Source organism: Acidovorax sp. (assembly GCF_034519795.1).
In the GTDB taxonomy this organism is placed as follows: Bacteria; Pseudomonadota; Gammaproteobacteria; order Burkholderiales; family Burkholderiaceae_C; genus Acidovorax.
This window is the reverse complement of record NZ_JAXHOB010000026.1, coordinates 32,393-51,884: the sequence shown is the minus strand read 5'-3', so window position 1 is coordinate 51,884 and position 19,492 is coordinate 32,393. Positions and strand designations below refer to the sequence as shown.

General features: G+C 68.2%; 18 protein-coding genes and 2 pseudogenes. 11 read left to right on the top strand and 9 right to left on the bottom strand.

The window, feature by feature from the left end; translation table 11 throughout:
- The first annotated feature begins 62 nt into the window (after positions 1-62).
- Positions 63-2,369, top strand: a complete 2,307-nt coding sequence (locus U5N23_RS27350; RefSeq protein ID WP_322595861.1) for a DUF1631 family protein — start codon at positions 63-65, stop codon at positions 2,367-2,369.
- Here the strand turns inward: U5N23_RS27350 and U5N23_RS27345 are convergent.
- Positions 2,364-3,239, bottom strand: coding sequence for a bile acid:sodium symporter family protein (locus U5N23_RS27345; protein WP_322595860.1), 876 nt, complete (start codon positions 3,237-3,239; stop codon positions 2,364-2,366). The genes U5N23_RS27350 and U5N23_RS27345 overlap by 6 nt on opposite strands.
- A 107-nt stretch (positions 3,240-3,346) precedes the next feature.
- Complete coding sequence (locus U5N23_RS27340) at positions 3,347-3,874, bottom strand: DUF962 domain-containing protein (RefSeq protein ID WP_322595859.1); 528 nt, start codon at positions 3,872-3,874, stop codon at positions 3,347-3,349.
- Between the two features lie 100 nt (positions 3,875-3,974).
- Between U5N23_RS27340 and U5N23_RS27335 the strand changes: the two genes are divergently transcribed.
- From U5N23_RS27335 to U5N23_RS27300, 8 genes are all read left to right on the top strand, one after another.
- Positions 3,975-4,679 (top strand): Crp/Fnr family transcriptional regulator, encoded by a 705-nt coding sequence (locus tag U5N23_RS27335; RefSeq protein WP_322595858.1) that lies wholly within the window; start codon positions 3,975-3,977, stop codon positions 4,677-4,679.
- Between the two features lie 92 nt (positions 4,680-4,771).
- Positions 4,772-6,205: an aldehyde dehydrogenase family protein gene (locus U5N23_RS27330; RefSeq protein WP_322595857.1), complete on the top strand. Its 1,434-nt coding sequence runs from the start codon at positions 4,772-4,774 to the stop codon at positions 6,203-6,205.
- A 51-nt stretch (positions 6,206-6,256) separates the two neighbouring features.
- The gene (locus U5N23_RS27325) at positions 6,257-6,844 is read left to right on the top strand and encodes a DUF2889 domain-containing protein (protein WP_322595856.1); all 588 of its coding nucleotides are present in this window, start codon (positions 6,257-6,259) and stop codon (positions 6,842-6,844) included.
- Between the two features lie 61 nt (positions 6,845-6,905).
- Positions 6,906-7,667 (top strand): SDR family oxidoreductase, encoded by a 762-nt coding sequence (locus U5N23_RS27320; RefSeq protein ID WP_322595855.1) that lies wholly within the window; start codon positions 6,906-6,908, stop codon positions 7,665-7,667.
- Between the two features lie 63 nt (positions 7,668-7,730).
- Positions 7,731-8,867: a GTP 3',8-cyclase MoaA gene (gene moaA / locus U5N23_RS27315; RefSeq protein ID WP_322595854.1), complete on the top strand. Its 1,137-nt coding sequence runs from the start codon at positions 7,731-7,733 to the stop codon at positions 8,865-8,867.
- Between the two features lie 55 nt (positions 8,868-8,922).
- Positions 8,923-9,564, top strand: a complete 642-nt coding sequence (gene mobA / locus U5N23_RS27310) for a molybdenum cofactor guanylyltransferase MobA (protein ID WP_322595853.1) — start codon at positions 8,923-8,925, stop codon at positions 9,562-9,564.
- Positions 9,561-10,850, top strand: coding sequence for a gephyrin-like molybdotransferase Glp (gene glp / locus U5N23_RS27305; RefSeq protein WP_322595852.1), 1,290 nt, complete (start codon positions 9,561-9,563; stop codon positions 10,848-10,850). Before mobA ends, glp begins: the two co-directional genes overlap by 4 nt.
- Positions 10,851-10,936: 86 nt before the next feature.
- The gene (locus tag U5N23_RS27300; RefSeq protein ID WP_322595851.1) at positions 10,937-11,263 is read left to right on the top strand and encodes a thioredoxin family protein; all 327 of its coding nucleotides are present in this window, start codon (positions 10,937-10,939) and stop codon (positions 11,261-11,263) included.
- 18 nt (positions 11,264-11,281) lie between these two features.
- Here the strand turns inward: U5N23_RS27300 and ubiG are convergent.
- Both ubiG and U5N23_RS33195 read right to left on the bottom strand, forming a co-directional pair.
- Positions 11,282-11,980, bottom strand: a pseudogene (gene ubiG, locus U5N23_RS27295) (bifunctional 2-polyprenyl-6-hydroxyphenol methylase/3-demethylubiquinol 3-O-methyltransferase UbiG); the annotation flags it as partial.
- Positions 11,981-12,160: 180 nt separating this feature from the next.
- Positions 12,161-12,325 (bottom strand): annotated as a pseudogene (locus tag U5N23_RS33195) (hypothetical protein); the annotation flags it as partial.
- A 173-nt stretch (positions 12,326-12,498) separates the two neighbouring features.
- Between U5N23_RS33195 and U5N23_RS27290 the strand changes: the two are divergent.
- Positions 12,499-12,840, top strand: a complete 342-nt coding sequence (locus tag U5N23_RS27290) for a metalloregulator ArsR/SmtB family transcription factor (protein WP_322595850.1) — start codon at positions 12,499-12,501, stop codon at positions 12,838-12,840.
- Between the two features lie 4 nt (positions 12,841-12,844).
- Here the strand turns inward: U5N23_RS27290 and U5N23_RS27285 are convergent, their stop codons facing one another.
- The 4 genes from U5N23_RS27285 to U5N23_RS27270 form a co-directional block, all read right to left on the bottom strand.
- Positions 12,845-13,615, bottom strand: coding sequence for an SDR family oxidoreductase (locus U5N23_RS27285; protein WP_322595849.1), 771 nt, complete (start codon positions 13,613-13,615; stop codon positions 12,845-12,847).
- A gap of 47 nt (positions 13,616-13,662) precedes the next feature.
- Complete coding sequence (gene garD, locus U5N23_RS27280) at positions 13,663-15,270, bottom strand: galactarate dehydratase (protein WP_322595848.1); 1,608 nt, start codon at positions 15,268-15,270, stop codon at positions 13,663-13,665.
- 42 nt (positions 15,271-15,312) lie between these two features.
- Positions 15,313-16,464, bottom strand: a complete 1,152-nt coding sequence (locus tag U5N23_RS27275) for an L-talarate/galactarate dehydratase (RefSeq protein ID WP_322595847.1) — start codon at positions 16,462-16,464, stop codon at positions 15,313-15,315.
- A 65-nt stretch (positions 16,465-16,529) separates the two neighbouring features.
- Complete coding sequence (locus U5N23_RS27270; protein ID WP_322595846.1) at positions 16,530-17,489, bottom strand: tripartite tricarboxylate transporter substrate binding protein; 960 nt, start codon at positions 17,487-17,489, stop codon at positions 16,530-16,532.
- 418 nt (positions 17,490-17,907) lie between these two features.
- Here U5N23_RS27270 and U5N23_RS27265 point away from each other — a divergent pair, with 418 nt between their 5' ends.
- Positions 17,908-18,921 (top strand): LacI family DNA-binding transcriptional regulator, encoded by a 1,014-nt coding sequence (locus U5N23_RS27265; protein ID WP_322595845.1) that lies wholly within the window; start codon positions 17,908-17,910, stop codon positions 18,919-18,921.
- A 3-nt stretch (positions 18,922-18,924) separates the two neighbouring features.
- On the opposite strand, the gene U5N23_RS27260 is transcribed toward U5N23_RS27265, so the two are convergent.
- A complete protein-coding gene (locus tag U5N23_RS27260) occupies positions 18,925-19,410 on the bottom strand; it encodes a VOC family protein (protein WP_322595844.1) in 486 nt (161 codons plus the stop codon).
- Between the last annotated feature and the right edge of the window lie 82 nt (positions 19,411-19,492).

Here is a 19,492-nt window from a genome sequence, read left to right as displayed (position 1 = left end):
ACTTCATCACCCGGGCTGCAACCCCGCGTACCATCACAGGCATTCCGGTACTCCCAGAGAAGATGGCCTTGAAACACCCCGCACCGCCTGCCCCTGCTCCCCGCGATGGCAACGCCTCGCACTACCAGCGCATCGTCCAGAGCGTGCTGGCGGACGCCAGGCAGTTGATGGAGCGCGTTGCCGAGGCCACGCGCATGTCCCTGCAACTGCGCCAGGACCAGGCCCGTACGCCGGGCGAGCACCAGGGAATGCTTGAAGCGCAGCAGCAGCTGATGCGGCTCACCTCGGTGATGGGCGAGCGCTACCCTGGCGCGCTGCGCAAGGCGCTCGAACAGCAGACTGCGGCGCAGGCAGAGGAAAAGCCCTCGCGCTCCCTGTTCAGCATCCATTTCGACGAGCTCGAACTGATGGACGAGTCGCAGATCACCGAAAGCGTCGAGCGCGCCCGCGCCAAGCAGGTCCTGGCCACGGCAGTGGAAGGGCCGCTGGCCGACCTCGACGCACTGGTGTGCGCAGCCCAGGGGCTGCAAAGGGTGCAGCCCGAACACAACCCCCTGCGCCCCGAAGTCTTCCTGCAGGCACTGCAGGCCGTGGTGTCGCAAATGCAGGCCACCGCGCAGGTGCGCAACGACTGGATGGCGCACATGGCCAAAGCGCTGGGCACCGAGCTCAAGGGGCTCTACCTGGCGCAGATCGAGCTGCTCAAGCAAGGCGGCGTGCAGCCCGTGGGCTACGCCATGCGCCAGGCCGACGGCCAGTATGTGTACGTTGCCCCAAGCAATGGCGAAACCTCTCCCGGCTTCGGCGCCGAAACGGACATGCCGGTACCGGCAGGCTCCGGGGACCCGCTGCTCACGCTCGACCGGCTGCGGCGCCTGCTGCTCGGCGAGTTCAGCGAGCAGCCCGCGCCGGCGCAGGACCCGGCGGCCGCGCCGGACAATGAACCGTTCGCCGAACGTTTTGCACGCGAGTTCGAGAGCCCCGCCCAGCTTCCCCAGATCGACCCGCCCGCCACGGATTTCGCCATGACCGTGCCCGCCGCCTTCGAGGCGCTGCAGGAGATGAACCAGGTCGGCCAGATGATGGAGCGCCTGGGCAGCCAGCGCGCCCAGCCGGGCGACGGCCCAGGGCAGAGGCGCGCCGCGGGGCTGGGAGACGCACTGGGCATGGAGGTGGTCGCGCTGATGGTGGACAACATCGCGCGCGACAGCCGGCTGCCGTGGCCCGTGCACCAGTTCGTGCGTGCCCTGGAGCCCGCCCTGATGCAGCTGGCGCTGGCCGACCCCCGGTTCTTCAGCAACAAGGAGCACCCTGCGCGCCGCCTGCTGCAGGACATCACCGACCACGCCATGGCCTTCAACGGGCCCGAGGCGCCGGGCTTCAAGCGCTTCATGCGCTCCCTCATGGACATTGCCGGCCCGCTGGCCACGGCCACCATCGAAGGGGCCGACGATTTCGAGCAGGTCCGCCAGCAGTTGCATGCGCAATGGGCCGACAGCGAGCAGGCGCGCGAACAGGAGCGCCAGCGCGCCATCGAGGCGCTGCAGCATGCGGAGCAGCGCCACCTGCTGGCGGCCAGGTTGTCCGGCGAGATCCGGTTGCTGCCGCAGATCGTCAGCATTCCCGGCGAGATTACCCACTTCCTGCTCGGCCCCTGGGCCCAGGTCATGGCCCAGGCGCGCCTGACCGACAGCACCGGCAGTGCCGACCCGGGCCGCTACCAGGAGCTGGTGGGCGCACTGGTCTGGAGCGCGCAGCCCGAACTGACCCGCACGAACACCGGTGAACTCGCGCGCCTGATCCCCCAACTGCTGCCTCGCCTGCGCGAAGGCCTCGCATTGATCGACTACCCCGCTGACAGGACCGAAGCCGTCTTCGAGCAGTTGATGCAATTGCACCAGCAAGCCTTCCAGGGCGGGCCCAAGCCTGCCGCTTCGCCCGCCGAAACGGAGCCTGCGGAACAGGCAAGCCCGCTCATGGACGAGGAGCCGTGGCTTGCGCCATCGGAAGCCCAGGATTCGGGCTTCATGGACGACTTGCAGCCTTCCCAGCCCGGGACCCTGGAGCCCCCGCCCGAGCCCACCCCGGTGGATGGACCCACCCGGCCTGCACTGGCTGTCGGCAGTTGGGTGAACCTGCTGGTGGCCGGCCAGTGGGAGCGCACCCAGCTGTCCTGGGTCGGCTCGCAGGGCACCTTCTTCCTCTTCACCAATGCGTCCGGGCGTACCCAGTCGATGACCCTGCGGCTGCTCGACCGGTGCATCCAGCAAGGCAGCCTGCAGGTGCTCAGCCAGCAGCCCGTGGTGGATGTCGCCCTGGACGCCGTGGCGCAGGCCGCCATGCGCAACAGCGTGGAAAGCAGGCTATGAGCCCGTGGCGTTCCGCCTTGGCCTCCTCAGCACCAGCATGCCGAACAGCGGCGCCATGATGTACATGCTGACCGAGTAGATGGCCGCCGGCAGCGCGAGCTGGAAGTTGTTCAGCACCGACAGCGCGATGAAGATCGCCAGTGTGGAGTTGTGGATGCCGATCTCGAAGCCGATGGCCGTGGCCATGGACTTGTCCATGCCCAGGGCGCGCGGCAGAAAATAGCCCGCACACAGGCTCAGGGCATTGAACAGCAGCACGGCCGGGCCGATGTCGGCAAACGAGGCCGACAGTGCCGCCCATTCCTTGGCAATGGCGATCAGCGCGAAGGCCGCGAGTACCACGGCGCTGAAGATCTTCATGGGCTTTTCCATGCGCGCGCTGAAGGCCGGTGCGCGCCGGTGCACCCACATGCCCACCACCACGGGGATGAGGACGATCACGATCACCTCCAGCACCTTGCCGAACTGCAGCGGCACCACCTGGCCCGTCTTCGCAAAGGTGGCGATGGCCCAGTTGGTGATGAGCGGCAGGCTCACGATGGACAGCAGCGTGTTGATGGCGGTGAGCGAGATGTTCATCGCCACGTTGCCGCCGAACAGATGGCTGAACAGGTTGGCCGACACGCCGCCCGGCGATGCTGCCAGCAGCATCAGCCCCACGGCATAGAGCGGCGGCACGCCCAGCAGCACGATAAGGCCGTAGCAGGCTGCCGGCAGCACCAGCGCCTGCAGCACCAGGGCCAGCACCACGGCGCGCGGGTGCTGCAGCAGGCGCCGGAAGTCCGCCACGGTGAGCGACAGGCCCAGGCCGAACATGACGAGGCCCAGCGCAACGAACAGCAGCGTGGGCAGGATGGAAATGAAACTCATGGTGCGCAACCGCGGCCAGGGGCTGGCCGCGCTCCTGTGGCAAAGCCCACGCCACCGCCATGCGGTGCCGTGGGCCGAAAGACGATGAAAAGGCGAGGAGCCGAAGCTCAGGCTGTGGCAGCCGGCCCCGTGCGCAGGCGCACCGGCCCGCTGCGCTGCTCGATGGCGTGCTGCACGTCCTTGCGCAGGCCCATCAGAAAGCCCAGCTCGGCCACCACGAACAGCGGTCCTATGATCAGACCCGTGAGGTCGTCCACGAAGGCGGGCTTGCGGCCCTCGTAGTAGTGGCCCACGAACTGGATCACCCAGCCCACGGCGAACAGGCCCAGGCCCGTGGCCAGCCACAGCATGGTGCTTTGCACCGCCAGCCACTGGCCGCCGGCCAGCATGGCGGCCAGCAAGGTGGCCATCACCAGGCCGAAGCGCGAATCGAGCCGGAAGTAGAAGACACTGGCCGCGATGGCCGCCACCAGGGCCGGCCCCACGGGCACCCCGCCCAGCAGCCAGGTGGGACGCGAGAGCAGGATCACCACGGCGAACATGATCATCGGCACGCCCACGAAATGGGTGTGGATGTTGCGCGGATCGCGGTGGTACTCCGCATACTGGGCCAGGTGGTCGATCAGGGTTTTCATGGGTGTCTCCTGGTTGTTGTTGTGAGCAGCATCCATACTCGTGCGGCGCCCGCCCCCCGTCTGTCGGGGAGCCGACACAAACCCAGCCTTCCCTGACTGCATGACCGACCCCGCCGCCTACCTTCCCGTGCTCCAGACCGGCCGCTGGTTCGCCCACCTGCCGCCCGACTTCGCCCAGCCGCTGCTGGGCATGGCCCACCTGCGCCAGCTGGCGCCGGGCGAGGTGCTCTTCCTGCGCGGCGATGCGCCCTGCGGGCTGTATGCCGTGGTGCGCGGCGCCATCAGCATCTCGGGCACCGGTGGGCGGGCCGACGAGGCGCGCGCCGCCCTGCTCACGCGGCTGGAGCCGCCGCACTGGTTCGGCGAGATCTCGGTGTTCGACAACTCGGCCCGCACGCACGATGCCCATGCGGCCGAGGCCAGCACCCTGCTGCAGATACCGCACGAGCCGCTGCAGGCCTGGCTCACCGGCCATCCCCAGCACTGGCATGCACTGGCCCTGTTGCTCACCGACAAGCTGCGCACCGCCTTCGTGGCCATGGAAGAGCTGGCCCTGCTGCCCGCCGGCCAGCGCCTGGCGCGCCGCCTGGTGATGATGGCCGAGGGCTATGGCCAGTGGACGGCCGAGGGCCAGTCGCGCCGGGTGATCGGCATTTCGCAGGAGCAGCTGTCGCTGATGCTGGCCATTTCGCGCCAGACCACCAACCAGATCCTCAAGGAGCTGGAGGGCCGCGCCCTGGTGCGCGTGCACCGCGGCGAGGTGGAGATCCTGGACCTGGCGGCCCTGCGCGCCACCTGCTACTGAATCAATAGCACCCGGCGCATGCGGGTTATCACCCAAGTGCGTTGGGGAGCAAAATACTAAGAACACTTTGTATTTCCGGGCAAAATGCTGCCATGCAACTGAACTACATCGCCAACGCCTCGGTTCCTTCCTCGTCGGGCCGCACCATTGCCGTGATCGACCCGTCGGACGGCCAGCCCTTCGACGAAATCCAGCGCAGCAACGCCGACGACATCGACGCGGCCGTGCATGCGGCGCGCCAGTGCTACAACGCGGTGTGGCAGCGCATGGCACCGGCCGACCGGGGCCGCCTGCTGCAGCGCCTGTCGGCCAAGGTGCTTGAGCATGCCGACGAGCTCACGGCCCTGGAGCAGCGCGACTGCGGCAAGCCCACCAAGCAGGCGCGCGCCGACACGCTGGCGCTGGCGCGCTACTTCGAGTTCTACGCCGGTGCCTGCGACAAGCTGCACGGCGAGACCCTGCCCTACCTGGACGGCTACAGCGTGCTCACCTGGCGCGAGCCGCATGGCGTGACCGGCCATGTGATCCCCTGGAACTACCCGATGCAGATCTTCGGCCGCAGCGTGGGCGGCGCCCTGGCCGCCGGCAACGTCTGCGTGGTCAAGCCGGCCGAGGACGCCTGCCTGTCGCTGATCCGCGTGGCGCAACTGGCGGCCGAGGTGGGCTTCCCCTCGGGGGCCTTGAACATCGTCACCGGCTACGGCCACGAGGTGGGCGACGCGCTGGCGCGCCACCCGGGCATCGACCACATCAGCTTCACCGGCAGCCCCAAGATCGGCACGCTGATCCAGCAGGTGGCGGCCGAGCGCCACTGCCCGGTGACGCTGGAGCTCGGTGGCAAGAGCCCGCAGATCATCTTTGCCGATGCCGACCTGGATGCCGCCGTGCCCGTGGTGATCAACGCCATCGTGCAGAACGCGGGCCAGACCTGCAGCGCCGGCTCGCGCGTGCTGATCGACTCGCTGATCTACGAACCGCTGCTCGCCCGCCTGGGCAAGGCCTTTGAAGGCCTGCGCGTAGGCCCTGCGGCCATGGACCTGGATGTGGGCCCGCTGATCCGCCAGACCCAGCAGCAGCGGGTGTGGGACTTTCTGTCCGACGCGCAGGTGGCCGGCATCCCCATGGTGGCCCAGGGCGTGGTGGTGGACGAGTCGCCCGAAGGCGGCTTCTACCAGGCCCCCACGCTGCTGCGCGACGTGCCGGTGCAGCACCGCCTGGCACAGGAAGAAGTCTTCGGCCCCGTGCTGTCGGCCATGGCCTTCCAGGACGAGGACCATGCGGTGGAGCTGGCCAATGCCACGCAGTTCGGCCTGGTGGCCGGCATCTGGACGCGCGATGGCTCGCGCCAGTTCCGCATGGCCAAGCGCGTGCACAGCGGCCAGGTGTTCATCAACAACTACGGCGCCGGCGGCGGCGTGGAGCTGCCCTTCGGCGGCGTGAAGTCCAGCGGCTACGGGCGCGAAAAGGGCTTCGAGGCGCTGTACGGCTTCACCACCCTCAAGACCGTGGCGATCAAGCACGGTTGATTGCAGCGCTCGCCGACCTGGCGGGCACCGATTTGCGCAAGACCTCTTTCCATGCCCCTGAGCCCCCCCGCCCCCCGCACCGCCCGGCATGTCCGGCGCGTGACCTACCAGGGCTATGAACGCGACGACGGCCTGTGGGACATCGAAGGCGAGCTGCACGACAGCAAGGCCTACGACGCCCCCGTGCACCGTGGCGAGGGCATGCGCCGCGCGGGCGAGCCCATCCACCACATGCTGCTGCGCGTCACGGTGGACCGCCAGCTCGTGGTGCAGGCCATCGACGTGGCCATGGACGCCCACCCGCTCAAGGACTGCCCGCTGGCCCAGGCCGCGCTGCAGCAGATGGTGGGCTGCAGCATGACCCGCGGCTGGCGCCAGGCCATCCAGAAGCACCTGGGCGGCGTGGCCAGTTGCACCCACCTGCGCGAGCTGCTGTTCAACCTGGCCACCGCCGCCTTCCAGTCCGTCACTGCCGTGTTCGCGCCGCCCGCCAATGGCGACCCGCCGCGCCACCTGAACCAGTGCACCGGCTGGGCCTTCGACGGCAACGGCGTGAAGGAGCACTTTCCGCAGTTCTACGGCCGCGTGCCCATCGCGCTCAGCAAGCCCGAGACGACGGCATCGCCCGACGAGCGCTGACCACGGCCGGCCCAGCGCTTTTTACCGCCATACTTTTTTTCCAAAGACAGGGAGACACCCCATGCGTGCACAGAACAAGTCCGTCATCGTCACCGGCGCCGGCAACGGCATTGGCGAGGGCATCGCCAAGCGCCTGGCGGCCGAGGGCGCCAAGCTCATCGTCAACGACATCAACGAAGCCGGCGGCCAGCGCGTGGTGGCCGAGATCACCGCGGCCGGCGGCACGGCCGCCTTCTTCAAGGCCGACGTGACGAACTCCGCCCAGGTCAAGGCCCTGGTGGATGAGGCCGTGCGCCTGTATGGCCAGCTCGACGTGATGGTCAACAACGCCGGCTGGACGCACCGCAACCGCCCCATGCTGGAGGTGAGCGAGGAAGAGTTCGACAAGGTCTATGCCATCAACATGAAGAGCATCTACCTCTCGGCCATCCACGCCGTGCCGGCGCTGCGCAAGGTGGGCGGTGGCAGCATCATCAACATCGCCTCCACCGCCGGCCTGCGCCCGCGCCCGGGCCTGACCTGGTACAACGGCTCCAAGGGCGCCGTGATCATCACCAGCAAGTCCATGGCGGCCGAGCTCGGCCCCGACAACATCCGCGTGAACTGCATCAACCCCGTGTTCAACCCCGACACCGGCCTGGCTGCCGAGTTCGCAGGCGGCCCGGTGGACGACGCGCGCCGCGCCAAATTCCTGGCCACCATCCCGCTGGGGCGTTTTTCCACCGCACTCGACGTGGCCAACGCCGCGCTCTACCTGGCGAGCGACGAGGCTTCGTTCATCAATGGCGTGTGCATAGAGGTAGACGGCGGCCGCTGCGTCTAAGCCCCCATAAGGGCAAGTTGGGAGGCCGCATCCCCAATGCCGCAACTGCGGCAAAATGCCCCCATGGCCGAACGTGTGATCCCCCTGGTGGACCAGCGCAGCGCCGCCCTCCGGGCGGTGGTGCCGCTGCATAGCCAGGCGCCCACGGGCCATCTGGTGGACACGCGCGGTCGCCCCTTGCGCGACCTGCGCATCAGCGTGACGGACCGCTGCAACTTCCGCTGCAGCTACTGCATGCCCAAGGAGGTGTTCGACAAGGACTACCCCTACCTGCCGCACAGTGCGCTGCTCAGCTTCGAGGAGATCACGCGGCTGGCCAAGCTCTTTCTCGCCCATGGCGTGCGCAAGATCCGCCTCACAGGGGGCGAGCCCTTGCTGCGCAAGAACCTGGAAGCCCTGGTGGAACAACTGGCCGCGTTGCGCACGGTGGACGGCACCGCCCCCGACCTCACGCTCACCACCAACGGATCGCTGCTGGTGCGCAAGGCGCAGGCGCTCAAGGACGCCGGCCTGAACCGCGTGACCGTGAGCCTCGACGGCCTGGACGACACGGTGTTCCGGCGCATGAACGATGTGGATTTTCCGGTGGCCGACGTGCTGGCGGGCATCGAGGCCGCGCATGCGGCAGGCCTGTCGCACATCAAGGTCAACATGGTGGTCAAGCGCGGCACCAACGACCACGAGATCCTGCCCATGGCGCGGCATTTTCGCGGCACGGGGACCACGCTGCGCTTCATCGAGTACATGGATGTGGGCGCCACCAACGGCTGGCGCATGGACGAGGTGCTGCCCTCGGCCGAACTCATCGAGCGCCTGCGCGCCCACCTGCCGCTGGTGCCGCTCGATCCCGCCAGCCCGGGCGAGACCGCCGAGCGCTGGGGCTATGCCGACGCCAGCGGCCGGCACGACCCGGCCCTGGGCGAGGTCGGCGTGATCAGCAGCGTGACCCAGGCCTTCTGCCACGACTGCAACCGCGCCCGCCTGTCCACCGAAGGCCAGCTGTACCTGTGCCTCTTCGCCACCCAGGGCCATGACCTGCGCAGCTTGCTGCGCGGCGGCGCGAGCGACGAGACCATCGCCTCGGCCATCGCGCCCATCTGGCAGGGCCGCAGCGACCGCTACTCCGAGCTGCGCAGCAGCCTGCCTGCGGATGCCACGCCAGGGCCGCGCCGGGTGGAGATGAGCTACATCGGCGGCTGACGGCGCAGCCACGGCTGCCCTTTCATTTTTTTCTTCAACGCGGCAACACCTTCCAATGATCGAGATCCAGGACATCACCGGCCTCGTGCTGGCCGGGGGCCGCGGCTCCCGCATGGGTGGGGTCGACAAGGGCCTGCAGGGCTTTCGCGGCATGCCGCTGGCGCTGCACACGCTGATGCGGCTGCAGATGCAGACCGGGGCCTCCATGGTCAACGCCAACCGCAACCTGGCAGCCTACGAATCGTTTGGCGCCCCGGTCTGGCCCGACGCGCTGGCCGACTATGCCGGCCCGCTGGCCGGCTTCCTGACCGGGCTGGAGCGCTGCGAAACCCCGTGGATGCTCACCGTGCCCTGCGACACCCCCCTGTTCCCGCTGGACCTGGCCGCCCGCCTGGCCGCAGCGGCCGACGAAGCGGGTGCCGACATCGCCATGGCTGCCGCCCCCGAAGACGACGGCAGCGGCCAGGTGGCGGTGCGCCCCCAGCCCGTGTTCTGCCTGCTGCGCGTGGACCTGCTGGAGAGCCTGGTGGCCTTCACCCAGGCCGGCGGCCGCAAGATCGATGCGTGGACCGGCCAGCATGCCTGCGCCATCGTGCCCTTCAACGCCCCGGGCGACGACCCGCAGGCCTTCTTCAACGCCAACACCCTGGCCGAGCTGCACGCGCTGGAGGCCGGCACACCATCCGACCGCCCATGAAGACCCTTGCCCAGATTGCCGCCGAACTGCAGGGCTACGACCCCAAGGCCCTGAGCGTTGCCGATGCCAACGCCTTTCTCGCGCGCCTGGTGCAGCCGGTGCAGGGCACCGAGACCCTGCCCCTCTTCGATGCGCTGGGCCGCGTGCTGGCCAGCGATGTCGTCTCGCCCGTGAGCGTGCCGCCGCACGACAATTCGGCCATGGACGGCTACGCGCTGGCCGGCGCCCAGCTGGTGCCGGGCCAGCCGCTCACGCTGCGGCCCGTGGGCACGGCCCTGGCCGGCAAGGCCTGGGCGGGCACCGTGGCCGCAGGCGAATGCGTGAAGATCATGACCGGGGCCATCATGCCGGCGGGGCTGGACACCGTGGTGCCGCAGGAATTCACCACCACCGGGGCGGACGGCCGCATCACCATCGCCGCCGACGTGCTGCGCACGGGCGACAACCGCCGCTTCAAGGGCGAGGACCTGATGCAAGGCAGCGTTGCGCTCGCGCAGGGCGAACTGCTCACGCCGGCCGCGCTGGGCCTGGTGGCCAGCCTGGGCCTGCCCACCGTCACGGTGCACCGCCGCCTGCGCGTGGCCTATTTTTCCACCGGCGACGAGATCCTGAGCCTGGGCGAGGCCCCGCGCGAAGGCGCGGTGTACGACAGCAACCGCTACACCGTGTTCGGTCTGCTCACCCGCCTGGGCGTGGAGGTGATCGACCTCGGTGTGGTGCGCGACGAGCCCGCCCTGCTGGAGGCGGCCTTTCGCCAGGCGGCGCAGCAGGCCGATGCCATCATCACCAGCGGCGGCGTGAGCGTGGGCGAGGCCGACCACACGCGCACCATGATGAAACAACTGGGCGATGTGGCCTTCTGGCGCATCGCCATGCGCCCGGGCCGCCCCATGGCCGTCGGGCGTTTGGCCAGTGATGCGCCCGATGGCCGCAGCGCCGTGCTGTTCGGCCTGCCCGGCAACCCCGTGGCGGTGATGGTCACCTTCCTGGCCTTTGTGCGCCCCGCCCTGCTGCGCATGATGGGCAGCACCCATGCCCCCGCCCCCCTCATGCGCGCCATCAGCACCGAGGCCCTGCGCAAGAAGCCCGGCCGCACCGAATTCCAGCGCGGCACCGTGAGCACTGCCCCCGACGGCAGCCTGCAGGTCTGCACCACGGGCAACCAGGGCTCGGGCGTGCTCAGCTCCATGGTGCAGGCCAACGGCCTCATCGTGCTGCACCATGGCCAGGGTGACGTGGCCGTCGGTGAACCGGTAGACGTCATGGTCTTTGACGGCGTGATCTGACACGCAGGTGCGGCGTGGACTGCCGACCGCCTGCGGCAGCACGGTCTACGCTGTACTGAACACCCCCCATTCGAACGAGATACACCATGCCTTACACCGCCAAACACCTTGTGCAACCCCCTTCGCGCGACGACGTGGACCAGTTGGCCGGTGCCACCGTCGTCGAGTTCAGCACGCCCTGGTGCGGCCATTGCCAGCGCGCCCAGCCCCTGATCGAAGGGGCCTTGAAGGACCGTGCCGATGTGGCCCACGTCAAGGTCGAGGACGGCCCTGGTCAGCGCCTGGGGCGCACCTTCGGCGTGAAGCTCTGGCCCACCCTGGTCTTCCTCAAGGATGGCAAGGAAGTGGAGCGCCTGGTGCGCCCGCAGCAGGCAGCCGATGTGCAGCAGGCACTGCAGGCCGTTGCGAACTGACGCCGTTCCACCTTCCCCCTTCTTCGTCGCCAGCAGGTAGCCCACGCGCAGCGCGCGGTGCAGCCTGAAGGCCCGGGTGAAGGGGTTGTAGCCCAGCCCGCGCGAGTCCTGGAGCGTGAGGCCTGCCGCCTTCGCATCGGCCACCAGCTCGTGCGGGCGGATGAGCTTGCGCCAGTCGTGCGTGCCCACCGGCAGCAGGCGCAGCACCCGCTCGGCGCCGAACACCGCGATCAGCCACGCAAACGGCGTGCGGTTGATCGTGGAAAAGAACACCCAGCCACCGGGCTTGACCAGCCGCGCACAGGCCTCGATCACCAGGCGCGGGTCGGGCACGTGCTCCAGCATCTCCATGCAGGTCACCACGTCGAAGCTGCCTGGCTGCTCTGCCGCCAGTTCCTCGGCCGAGATGGCACGGTAGGCCACGCTGCTGGCGCCGGTCTTGCGGGCATGCACCGTGGCCACCTTGAGGGGCTTGTCCGCCAGGTCGATGCCCAGCACATCCGCCCCGCGCCGGGCCATGGACTCGGCCAGGATGCCGCCGCCGCAGCCCACGTCGAGCACCCGCTTGCCGGCGAGCGGGACCGCATCGTCGATCCACTTCAGGCGCAGTGGGTTGATCTCGTGCAGCGGACGGAATTCCGACTCGGGATCCCACCAGCGGTCGGTCAGTTGCTGGAATTTGGCGAGCTCGGCGGCGTCGAAATTGGTGTGGACCATGGTGTTGCTCCTTTGGAAGTGGGGAAGATCGACTGGCTTACCAATGGCCCCGGGCTCGGTTCCAACGGTAGAGCCGCCGGGCAAAGGCGTTGTAGAAAGCATCGGCGATGCGGCGCACGCCCCACCAGCGCAGCGCAGCGGTGCGGCCAGCCAGCCCCAGCGCGGCACGCGCCGCAGGGCGGCGGCCAGGGCATCGGCGCCCACCTGCATGCGCCCCTGCCCGTCGGCCACGTGCAGGCGCTCGCGCACGGCTTCGAGGTCCAGGCCCAGTTCATCGAGCACCTCGGGGTGCTGGTGCACGTCCACCCACTGCACACCCCCATCGCTTGCCAGCCGCTCCCGCATGGCGCAGATGCCGGCATCGCACACGGGGCAGGCACTGTTGTAGTAGACGGTGGCGGTGCGGTTTGCGGGGTCGCTCATGGTCGTGCTCCTTGGCATCCATCATGTCAATATTTAGTTAAATACCTAAATATTTAATTAAATAAATCACGAGACCATTTCGCTAGAATGTGCCGATGGAAAAAATCTTCGAAGCGCTTGCGTCCACCCCCCGGCGCAAGATCCTGGCCTACCTGTCCGAGACCGAGCTGTCGGCGGGCGAGATCGCCACGCGCTTCGAGATGAGCAAGCCCTCGCTCTCGCAGCACCTCAAGGTGCTGGAGAACGCTGGCCTCGTCACCTCGGAAAAGCGCGGCCAGTTCGTCTTCTACAGCCTGCAGCGCGACAACCTGGCCCACACCCTCACGGGCTTCATGCAGAGCGTGTGCCCGGTGTCGACCGGGCTCAAGAAGGAAAGCCGCGCCCTGGCCCAGAGCAAGGCCAAGGCGGCATCGAAGACCAAGCCGGCTACCGAATAAAGGCTCAGCCTCTTCCGGCAAAGGGCATGTTCGATGCCATGACCGTCATGTTGAGCACATTGGCGGAGAGCGGCAGGCCGGCCATGTAGCTCACGGCCTCGGCCACATGCTTGACGTCCATCAGCGGCTCGGTGGACATGGTGCCGTTGGCCTGGCGCACGCCTTCGCCCTTGCCCATGCGGGCGGCCAGGTCGGTGAGCGCATTGCCGATGTCGATCTGGCAGCCGACGATGTTGTAGGCCCGCCCGTCGAGTGCCAGGCACTTGGTGAGGCCCAGCACGGCATGCTTGCTGGCCGTGTAGGGGCTGCTGAAGGGCCGCGGCGTGTGGGCCGAGATCGAGCCGTTGTTGATGATGCGCCCGCCCTGCGGCGACTGGCGGCGCATGAGACCGAAGGCCGCCCGCGCGCACAGGAAGACGCCGGTGATGTTGGTGTTCACCACGTCCAGCCACTTCTCCACCGGCAGCTCGTCCATGGGCACGGCAGGCGCGCCGATGCCGGCGTTGTTGAACAGCACATCCAGGCGGCCGCATTCCTTCTCGACGGTCTGAAACAGCGCATCCACGCTCGCGGGGTCGCGCACGTCGGAGGTGACGGCCAGGGCCTTGCCGCCCGCAGCCTGCACCTCGGCCACCAGGGCATCGAGCAATTCGGTACGGCGGCCGGTGGCCACGACATGGAAACCATCCTTGGCGAGTTGCAGGGCAACGGCACGGCCGATGCCGCTGCCAGCGCCGGTGACGAGAGCGACTTTCTGGGCGGGGAGAGAGGACACGCGAGGACTCCTGGTGGGAACAAAAACGATAGTGTGAGGCAAGGCCTTCAGGTCACCGGTGCCGGGTTGAACAACACCAGCGCGTTGTGCAGCTTCCACTGCTCGGCCCAGGTCTTCTTGCGGCCGCTGGCCACGTCGAGCATCAGCTGGAACATCTCCCAGCCCACGTCGGCAATCGTCTTCTCGCCGGTGGCAATCGTTCCGGCGTTGATGTCCATCAGGTCGTGCCAGCGGCGCGCCAGGTCGTCGCGCGTGGCCACCTTGATGACCGGCACCTGGGCCAGGCCGTAGGGCGTGCCACGGCCGGTGGTGAACACATGCAGGTTCATGCCCGCAGCCAACTGCAAGGTGCCGCAGATGAAATCGCTGGCGGGAGTGGCCGCGTAGATCAGGCCGCGCTGCTTGAGCTTCTCACCCGGGGCGATGACGCCCGAAATGGGCGAGCTGCCCGACTTGACGATGGAGCCCATGGCCTTCTCCACAATGTTGGACAGGCCGCCCTTCTTGTTGCCCGGCGTGGTGTTGGCGCTGCGGTCCACGCGGCCGCGCTGCAGGTAGGCGTCGTACCAGGCCATCTCGCGGATCATGGCCTCGGCCACCTCGGGGGTGGAGGCACGCGAGGTGAGCTGGTCGATGCCGTCGCGCACCTCGGTCGTTTCCGAGAACATCACCGTGGCGCCCGCGCGCACCAGCAGGTCGGTGCAGTAACCCACGGCCGGGTTGGCCGTGACGCCCGAGAACGCGTCGCTGCCACCGCACTGCACGCCCACCACCAGTTCGCTGGCGGGCACGGTCTCGCGCCGGCGCGCGTTCAGGCGCTCCAGGTGCAGCTCGGCCTGGCGCAGGATCGAATCGACCATGGACATGAAGCCCACGTGCGCATCGTCCTGCAGGCACACCACATCGAGCGGCGTTTCGGCGCTCGTGCCCGTGTCGGCCACGTTGCGCTCGTCCACCAGGGGAATGCTGCCGGGCGGCAGCAGACGCTCGGGCTGCAGCTTCTCGCAGCCCAGGCTCACCACCATCACCTCGCCACCGAAGTTGGGGTTGAGCGAGATATTGCGCAGCGTGCGGATGGGGATCACCGCGTCGGGCGCGTCGATGGCCACGCCGCAGCCGTAGGTGTGCTCTAGCGCCACCACGTCGTCCACGTTCGGAAAGCGCGGCAGCAGCTCGGCCTTGATGCGCTGCACGGCAAAGTCGGTCACGCCGGCCACGCACTGCACGGTCTGCGTGATGGCCAGGATGTTGCGCGTGCCCACCGAGCCATCGGGGTTGCGGTAACCCTCGAAGGTATAGCCCGTGAGGGGCGGCTGCGGCTCGGGCTTGACCGTGGCGATGGGCAGGCCTTCGAGCTCGCGCGCCTCGGGCATGCGCAGCAGGCGCTCGTGCACCCAGCTGCCTGCGGGGATTGGTTTGAGCGCATAGCCGATGGGCACGTTGTAGCGGCGCACCTCGCCACCTTCGGCAATGTCCACCAGCGCCACCTTGTGCGCCTGCGGCACCTTGTCCACCAGGGTCAGGCCCGAGGGGAATACGGTGCCCGCGGGCAGCCCCCCGTCGTTGGCGACGATGGCGACGTTGTCGCGCTCGTCCATCTTGATGTGCAGGGGCGGCCGCGCCGTGCTCGTGGTGGAAGCGGTGCTATCGGTCATGGGGGTTCTCTGTGCTATTTTTCTCAATCTACCGCAGGTGCATCAAGGGCGATGTCCCGCCTCTGCCGTCTCGCGCGTCCAGGCGCGCGCCTGGTCGCTCAGGCTCAGGCCCAGGCCGGGGCGCGTGGGCACGAGCATGCGGCCTTCCTTGATCTCCAGGCGTTCGTTGAACAACGGCTCCAGCCAGTCGAAATGCTCCACCCAGGGCTCGGTGGCGTACACGGCTGCCAGGTGTACATGCAGCTCCATCGCGAAATGCGGGCCCAGGCTCAGGCCGGCATGCTCGGCCTGCGACGCGATCTTGAGAAAGGGCGTGATGCCGCCCACGCGCGGGGCATCGGGCATCAGGTAGTCGGCCGCGCGGTGGCGGATCAGCTCGCCGTGTTCGGCGGCACTGGTCAGCATCTCGCCGGTAGCGATGGGCGTGTCAAAGGTCGCAGCCAGGGCGGCGTGGCCCTCGAAATCGTAGGCGTCGAGCGGCTCCTCGATCCACACCAGGTTGAACTCCTCGAAGATGCGGCACATGCGCTGGGCCGTGGGGCGGTCCCACTGCTGGTTGGCGTCCACCATCAGCGGCACCTGCTCGCCCAGGTGCTTGCGCACGGCTTCCACGCGCGTGATGTCCAGCGCCCGGTCGGGCTGGCCCACCTTGAGCTTGATGCCGCCGATGCCGCGCTCGATGGAGGCGCCCGCGTTCACCACCAGTTGGTCGATGGGTGTGTGCAGAAAACCGCCCGAGGTGTTGTAGCACTGCACCGAGTCGCGCTGCGAGCCCAGCAGCTTGGACAGTGACAGCCCCGCACGGCGCGCCTTGAGGTCGTACAGCGCCACGTCGAAGGCACCGATGGCCTGGGTGGACATGCCGCTGCGCCCCACCGAGGCGCCGGCCCAGCACAGCTTGGTCCACAGGCGCGAGATGTCGCTCGGGTCCTCGCCTATCAGCGCGGGCGCAATCTCCTTGGCGTGGGCAAACTGCCCCGGTCCGCCCGCGCGCTTGGAATAGCTCAGCCCCAGGCCCTTGTGGCCGTCCCGGGTCTCGATCTCGGCGAACAGCATCGCGATTTCGGTCATCGGCTTCTGGCGGCCGGTGAGCACCTTGGCATCGCTGATCGGGTTGGCCAGCGGCAGGTAGCACGAGGAAACGCGGACCCAGGCGATGGAGTCGCTGGCGGTGGAGGGGGTGGAGGTAGTCATGGGCTGGGGCTACGAAGCAACAAGAAAATCGCGACCCGAAGACTTCGCCTTGGGGTCGCGAAGCATCAGTCGATGGAGATCTTTCCGGTCTCGATCACCGTCTTCCAGCGCGCGTATTCCTTCTTCTGGAACTCGGCGAACTGGGCCGGCGTGTTGACCACCATCTCGAAGCCGATGCCGACAAACTGGTCCCGGACCTTGGGGTCGTTGAGCGCCTCGGCAAACGCGGCGTGGGCCCTTTCGCGCACGGCGGGTGGCAGGCCCTTGGGGGCCACGATGGCCTGCCAGGAGGTGACCTCGACGTTCTTCACGCCGGCTTCCGTCAGGGTGGGCACATCGGGCAGCACGGGCGATCGCGCGGTGCTGGTGACGGCCAGGGCGCGCATCTTGCCGCCCTTGATGTACTGCACCACCGAGTTGACGTTCTGGAACGAGGCATCCACCTGCCCGCCCATGATGTCGGTGTGCGCGGGCGCGCCACCCTTGTAGGGCACATGGATGGCGGTGGTGCCCGTTTGCTGCCAGAACAGCTCGGCCGTCAGGTGGTCGCTGGAGCCGTTGCCCGCCGAGGCAAAGGTCATCTTGCCGGGGTTGGCCTTGAGGTGGGCGACCACGTCGGCCACCGACTTGAGCGGCGAGTTGGTGGGCACGACGAGCACATTGGGCGACTGCACGGCCACGGTGATCAGGTCGAAGTCCTTGAGCGCGTCGTACTGCATGCCCTTGAGCAGGTGCGGCGTGATGACCAGGGGCCCGAGCGAGGTGACCAGGAAGGTGTACCCATCGGCAGGTGCGCGCTTGACGAAGGTGGCGCCGATGGTGCCCGTGGCTCCGGCCTTGTTCTCCACCAGGAAGGACTGCTTGAGCTTGTTGGTGAGCAGCGGGCCGACGGCGCGCGCCACCTGGTCGGTAGAGCCACCGGGTGGGAAAGGCACCACCAGGGTGACGGCCTTGTCGGGCCAGGTCTGGGCGTGCGATGCCAGGGCCGCCAGGCCGATGCACAGGGCGGTGAGGGTCTTCTTCATGCGTTGTCTCCTTCTTTATGGAAATGGTCCCGATGGCCTGCCCGCGTACGTGCAGCGGCCCTGGGTGAAACGGCCTGATGGCAAAGCCAAATGACAACGTTGTCATTTTGCGGTCAGCGCGGCATGGTCGGGCGATGGTGTACATAGTCTTTCCGAACCGGCCATCAGCGCATTGCCACAACCGAGCACAAATGATATCGTTGTCATTTTGAGGCGTCAACCCGATTCAGACCAGGGTTTGCCCGCAGAAGGCAGACCTGCCAGGGCCGCAAACCACCGCCTGCACGGCCCACCTGCCGCGCACCAGAGAGCCCACCCGTCGTCGCCGCGCCACGCGCCACCTGGTCAATGCATGGGCCTCCCCTGATTTTTGGTAGGGTATGGCCCACCCACCGCACCCCTGCCATCGCCCGCCCCCATGAACACCCCCTCCCCCCACAAGCCCGTCACCCTGCACGATGTGGCCAAGGTCGCAGGCGTGTCGCTCATCACCGCGTCGCGCGCGCTGGGCAATCCGGGCGTGGTGTCGGACAAGACCATTGCCAAGGTGCGCGAAGCCGTGGAGGCCACGGGCTACCTCCCCAATCTGCTCGCGGGGGGCCTCAAGTCCAAGCGCAGCCGCATGGTCGCGGCCATCGTGCCGGCGCTGTCGGTGTCGCAGTTCTTGCCCACCGTGCAGACCCTCACCTCGGCGCTGGCCGCAGGCGGCTACCAGGTCATCGTGGGGCAGACCAACTACGACGCCGAGCGCGAGGAGGCCGTGCTCAACACCATGATCAGCCGCCAGCCCGACGGCATCGTGATGACCGGCCTGGTGCAGTCGCAAAAGGCCCGCGACCGGCTCAGGCGATCCGGCATCCCCGTGGTGGAAACCTGGGACCTGAGTGACCGGCCGGTGGACATGGTGATCGGTTTTTCGCACCTCAAGGTGGGTGGTGCGGTGGCCGGCTATTTTCTCTCGCGCGGGTGGACCACGGTGGGCGTCGCCACCGGCAGCGACCACCGCGCCATGCTGCGCCGCGAAGGCTTTCTGGCCACGCTGGGCCGCACCGACGTCCCCACCGCCGTGGTGCCCGCCCCCAGCAGCCTGGCCCTGGGCCGCCGCGCGCTGGCCGAGTTGCTGGACAAGGAACCGGGCCTGCAGGCCGTGTGCTGCAGCTCCGACACCCTGGCCCACGGCGTGCTGGTGGAAGCCCAGGCGCGCGGCCTGCGCGTGCCTGAGGACCTGGCCGTGGTGGGCTTCGGCAACGCCGAGTTCGGCGCGCACATGCTGCCGTCGATCAGCACCGTGCATGTGGATGGCCCCGAGATCGGCCGCCTGGCCGCGCAGCTCATCATGGCGCGCTGCAAGGGCGAAACCGTGGCACAGCCCATCGTGGACCTGGGGTTCCGCCTGATCGAGCGGCGCTCCACATCGGTGGACGCGGCGTAGCCGCTAGGCGCCGCGCACTGCGGCTTCGATCTTGGCTACGTCAATCTTCCTCATGGGCATCATGGCCTGGAACGCACGCTTGGCCACCTCGCCGCCCTGGGCCATGGCGTCGGTCAGCACGCGCGGGGTGATCTGCCAGTTGATGCCCCACTGGTCCTTGCACCAGCCGCACTGGCTCTCCTGCCCGCCGTTGCCGACGATGGCGTTCCACAGGCGGTCGGTCTCGGCCTGGTCGTCGGTGGCGATCTGGAACGAGAAGGCCTCGCTGTGCTTGAACTGCGGGCCGCCGTTGAGGCCGATGCAGGGGATGCCGGCGACGGTGAATTCCACCGTCAGCACATTGCCCTTCTTGCCGCCGCCCGGGAAGTCCGAGGGTGCCTGGTGCACTGCCGTCACCCGGCTGTCCGGGAAGGTCTGGGCGTAGAAGTTGGCAGCGGCCTCGGCCTCGCTGTCGTACCAGATGCAGACGGTGTTCTTGGCGGCGGGCATGCAGGTCTCCGGTGTGGGAAAAGCGGCCAGTGTGGCGTGTCCAGGCCCTGCCCGCAAGACTCCCACTGTAGGACACCCGCTT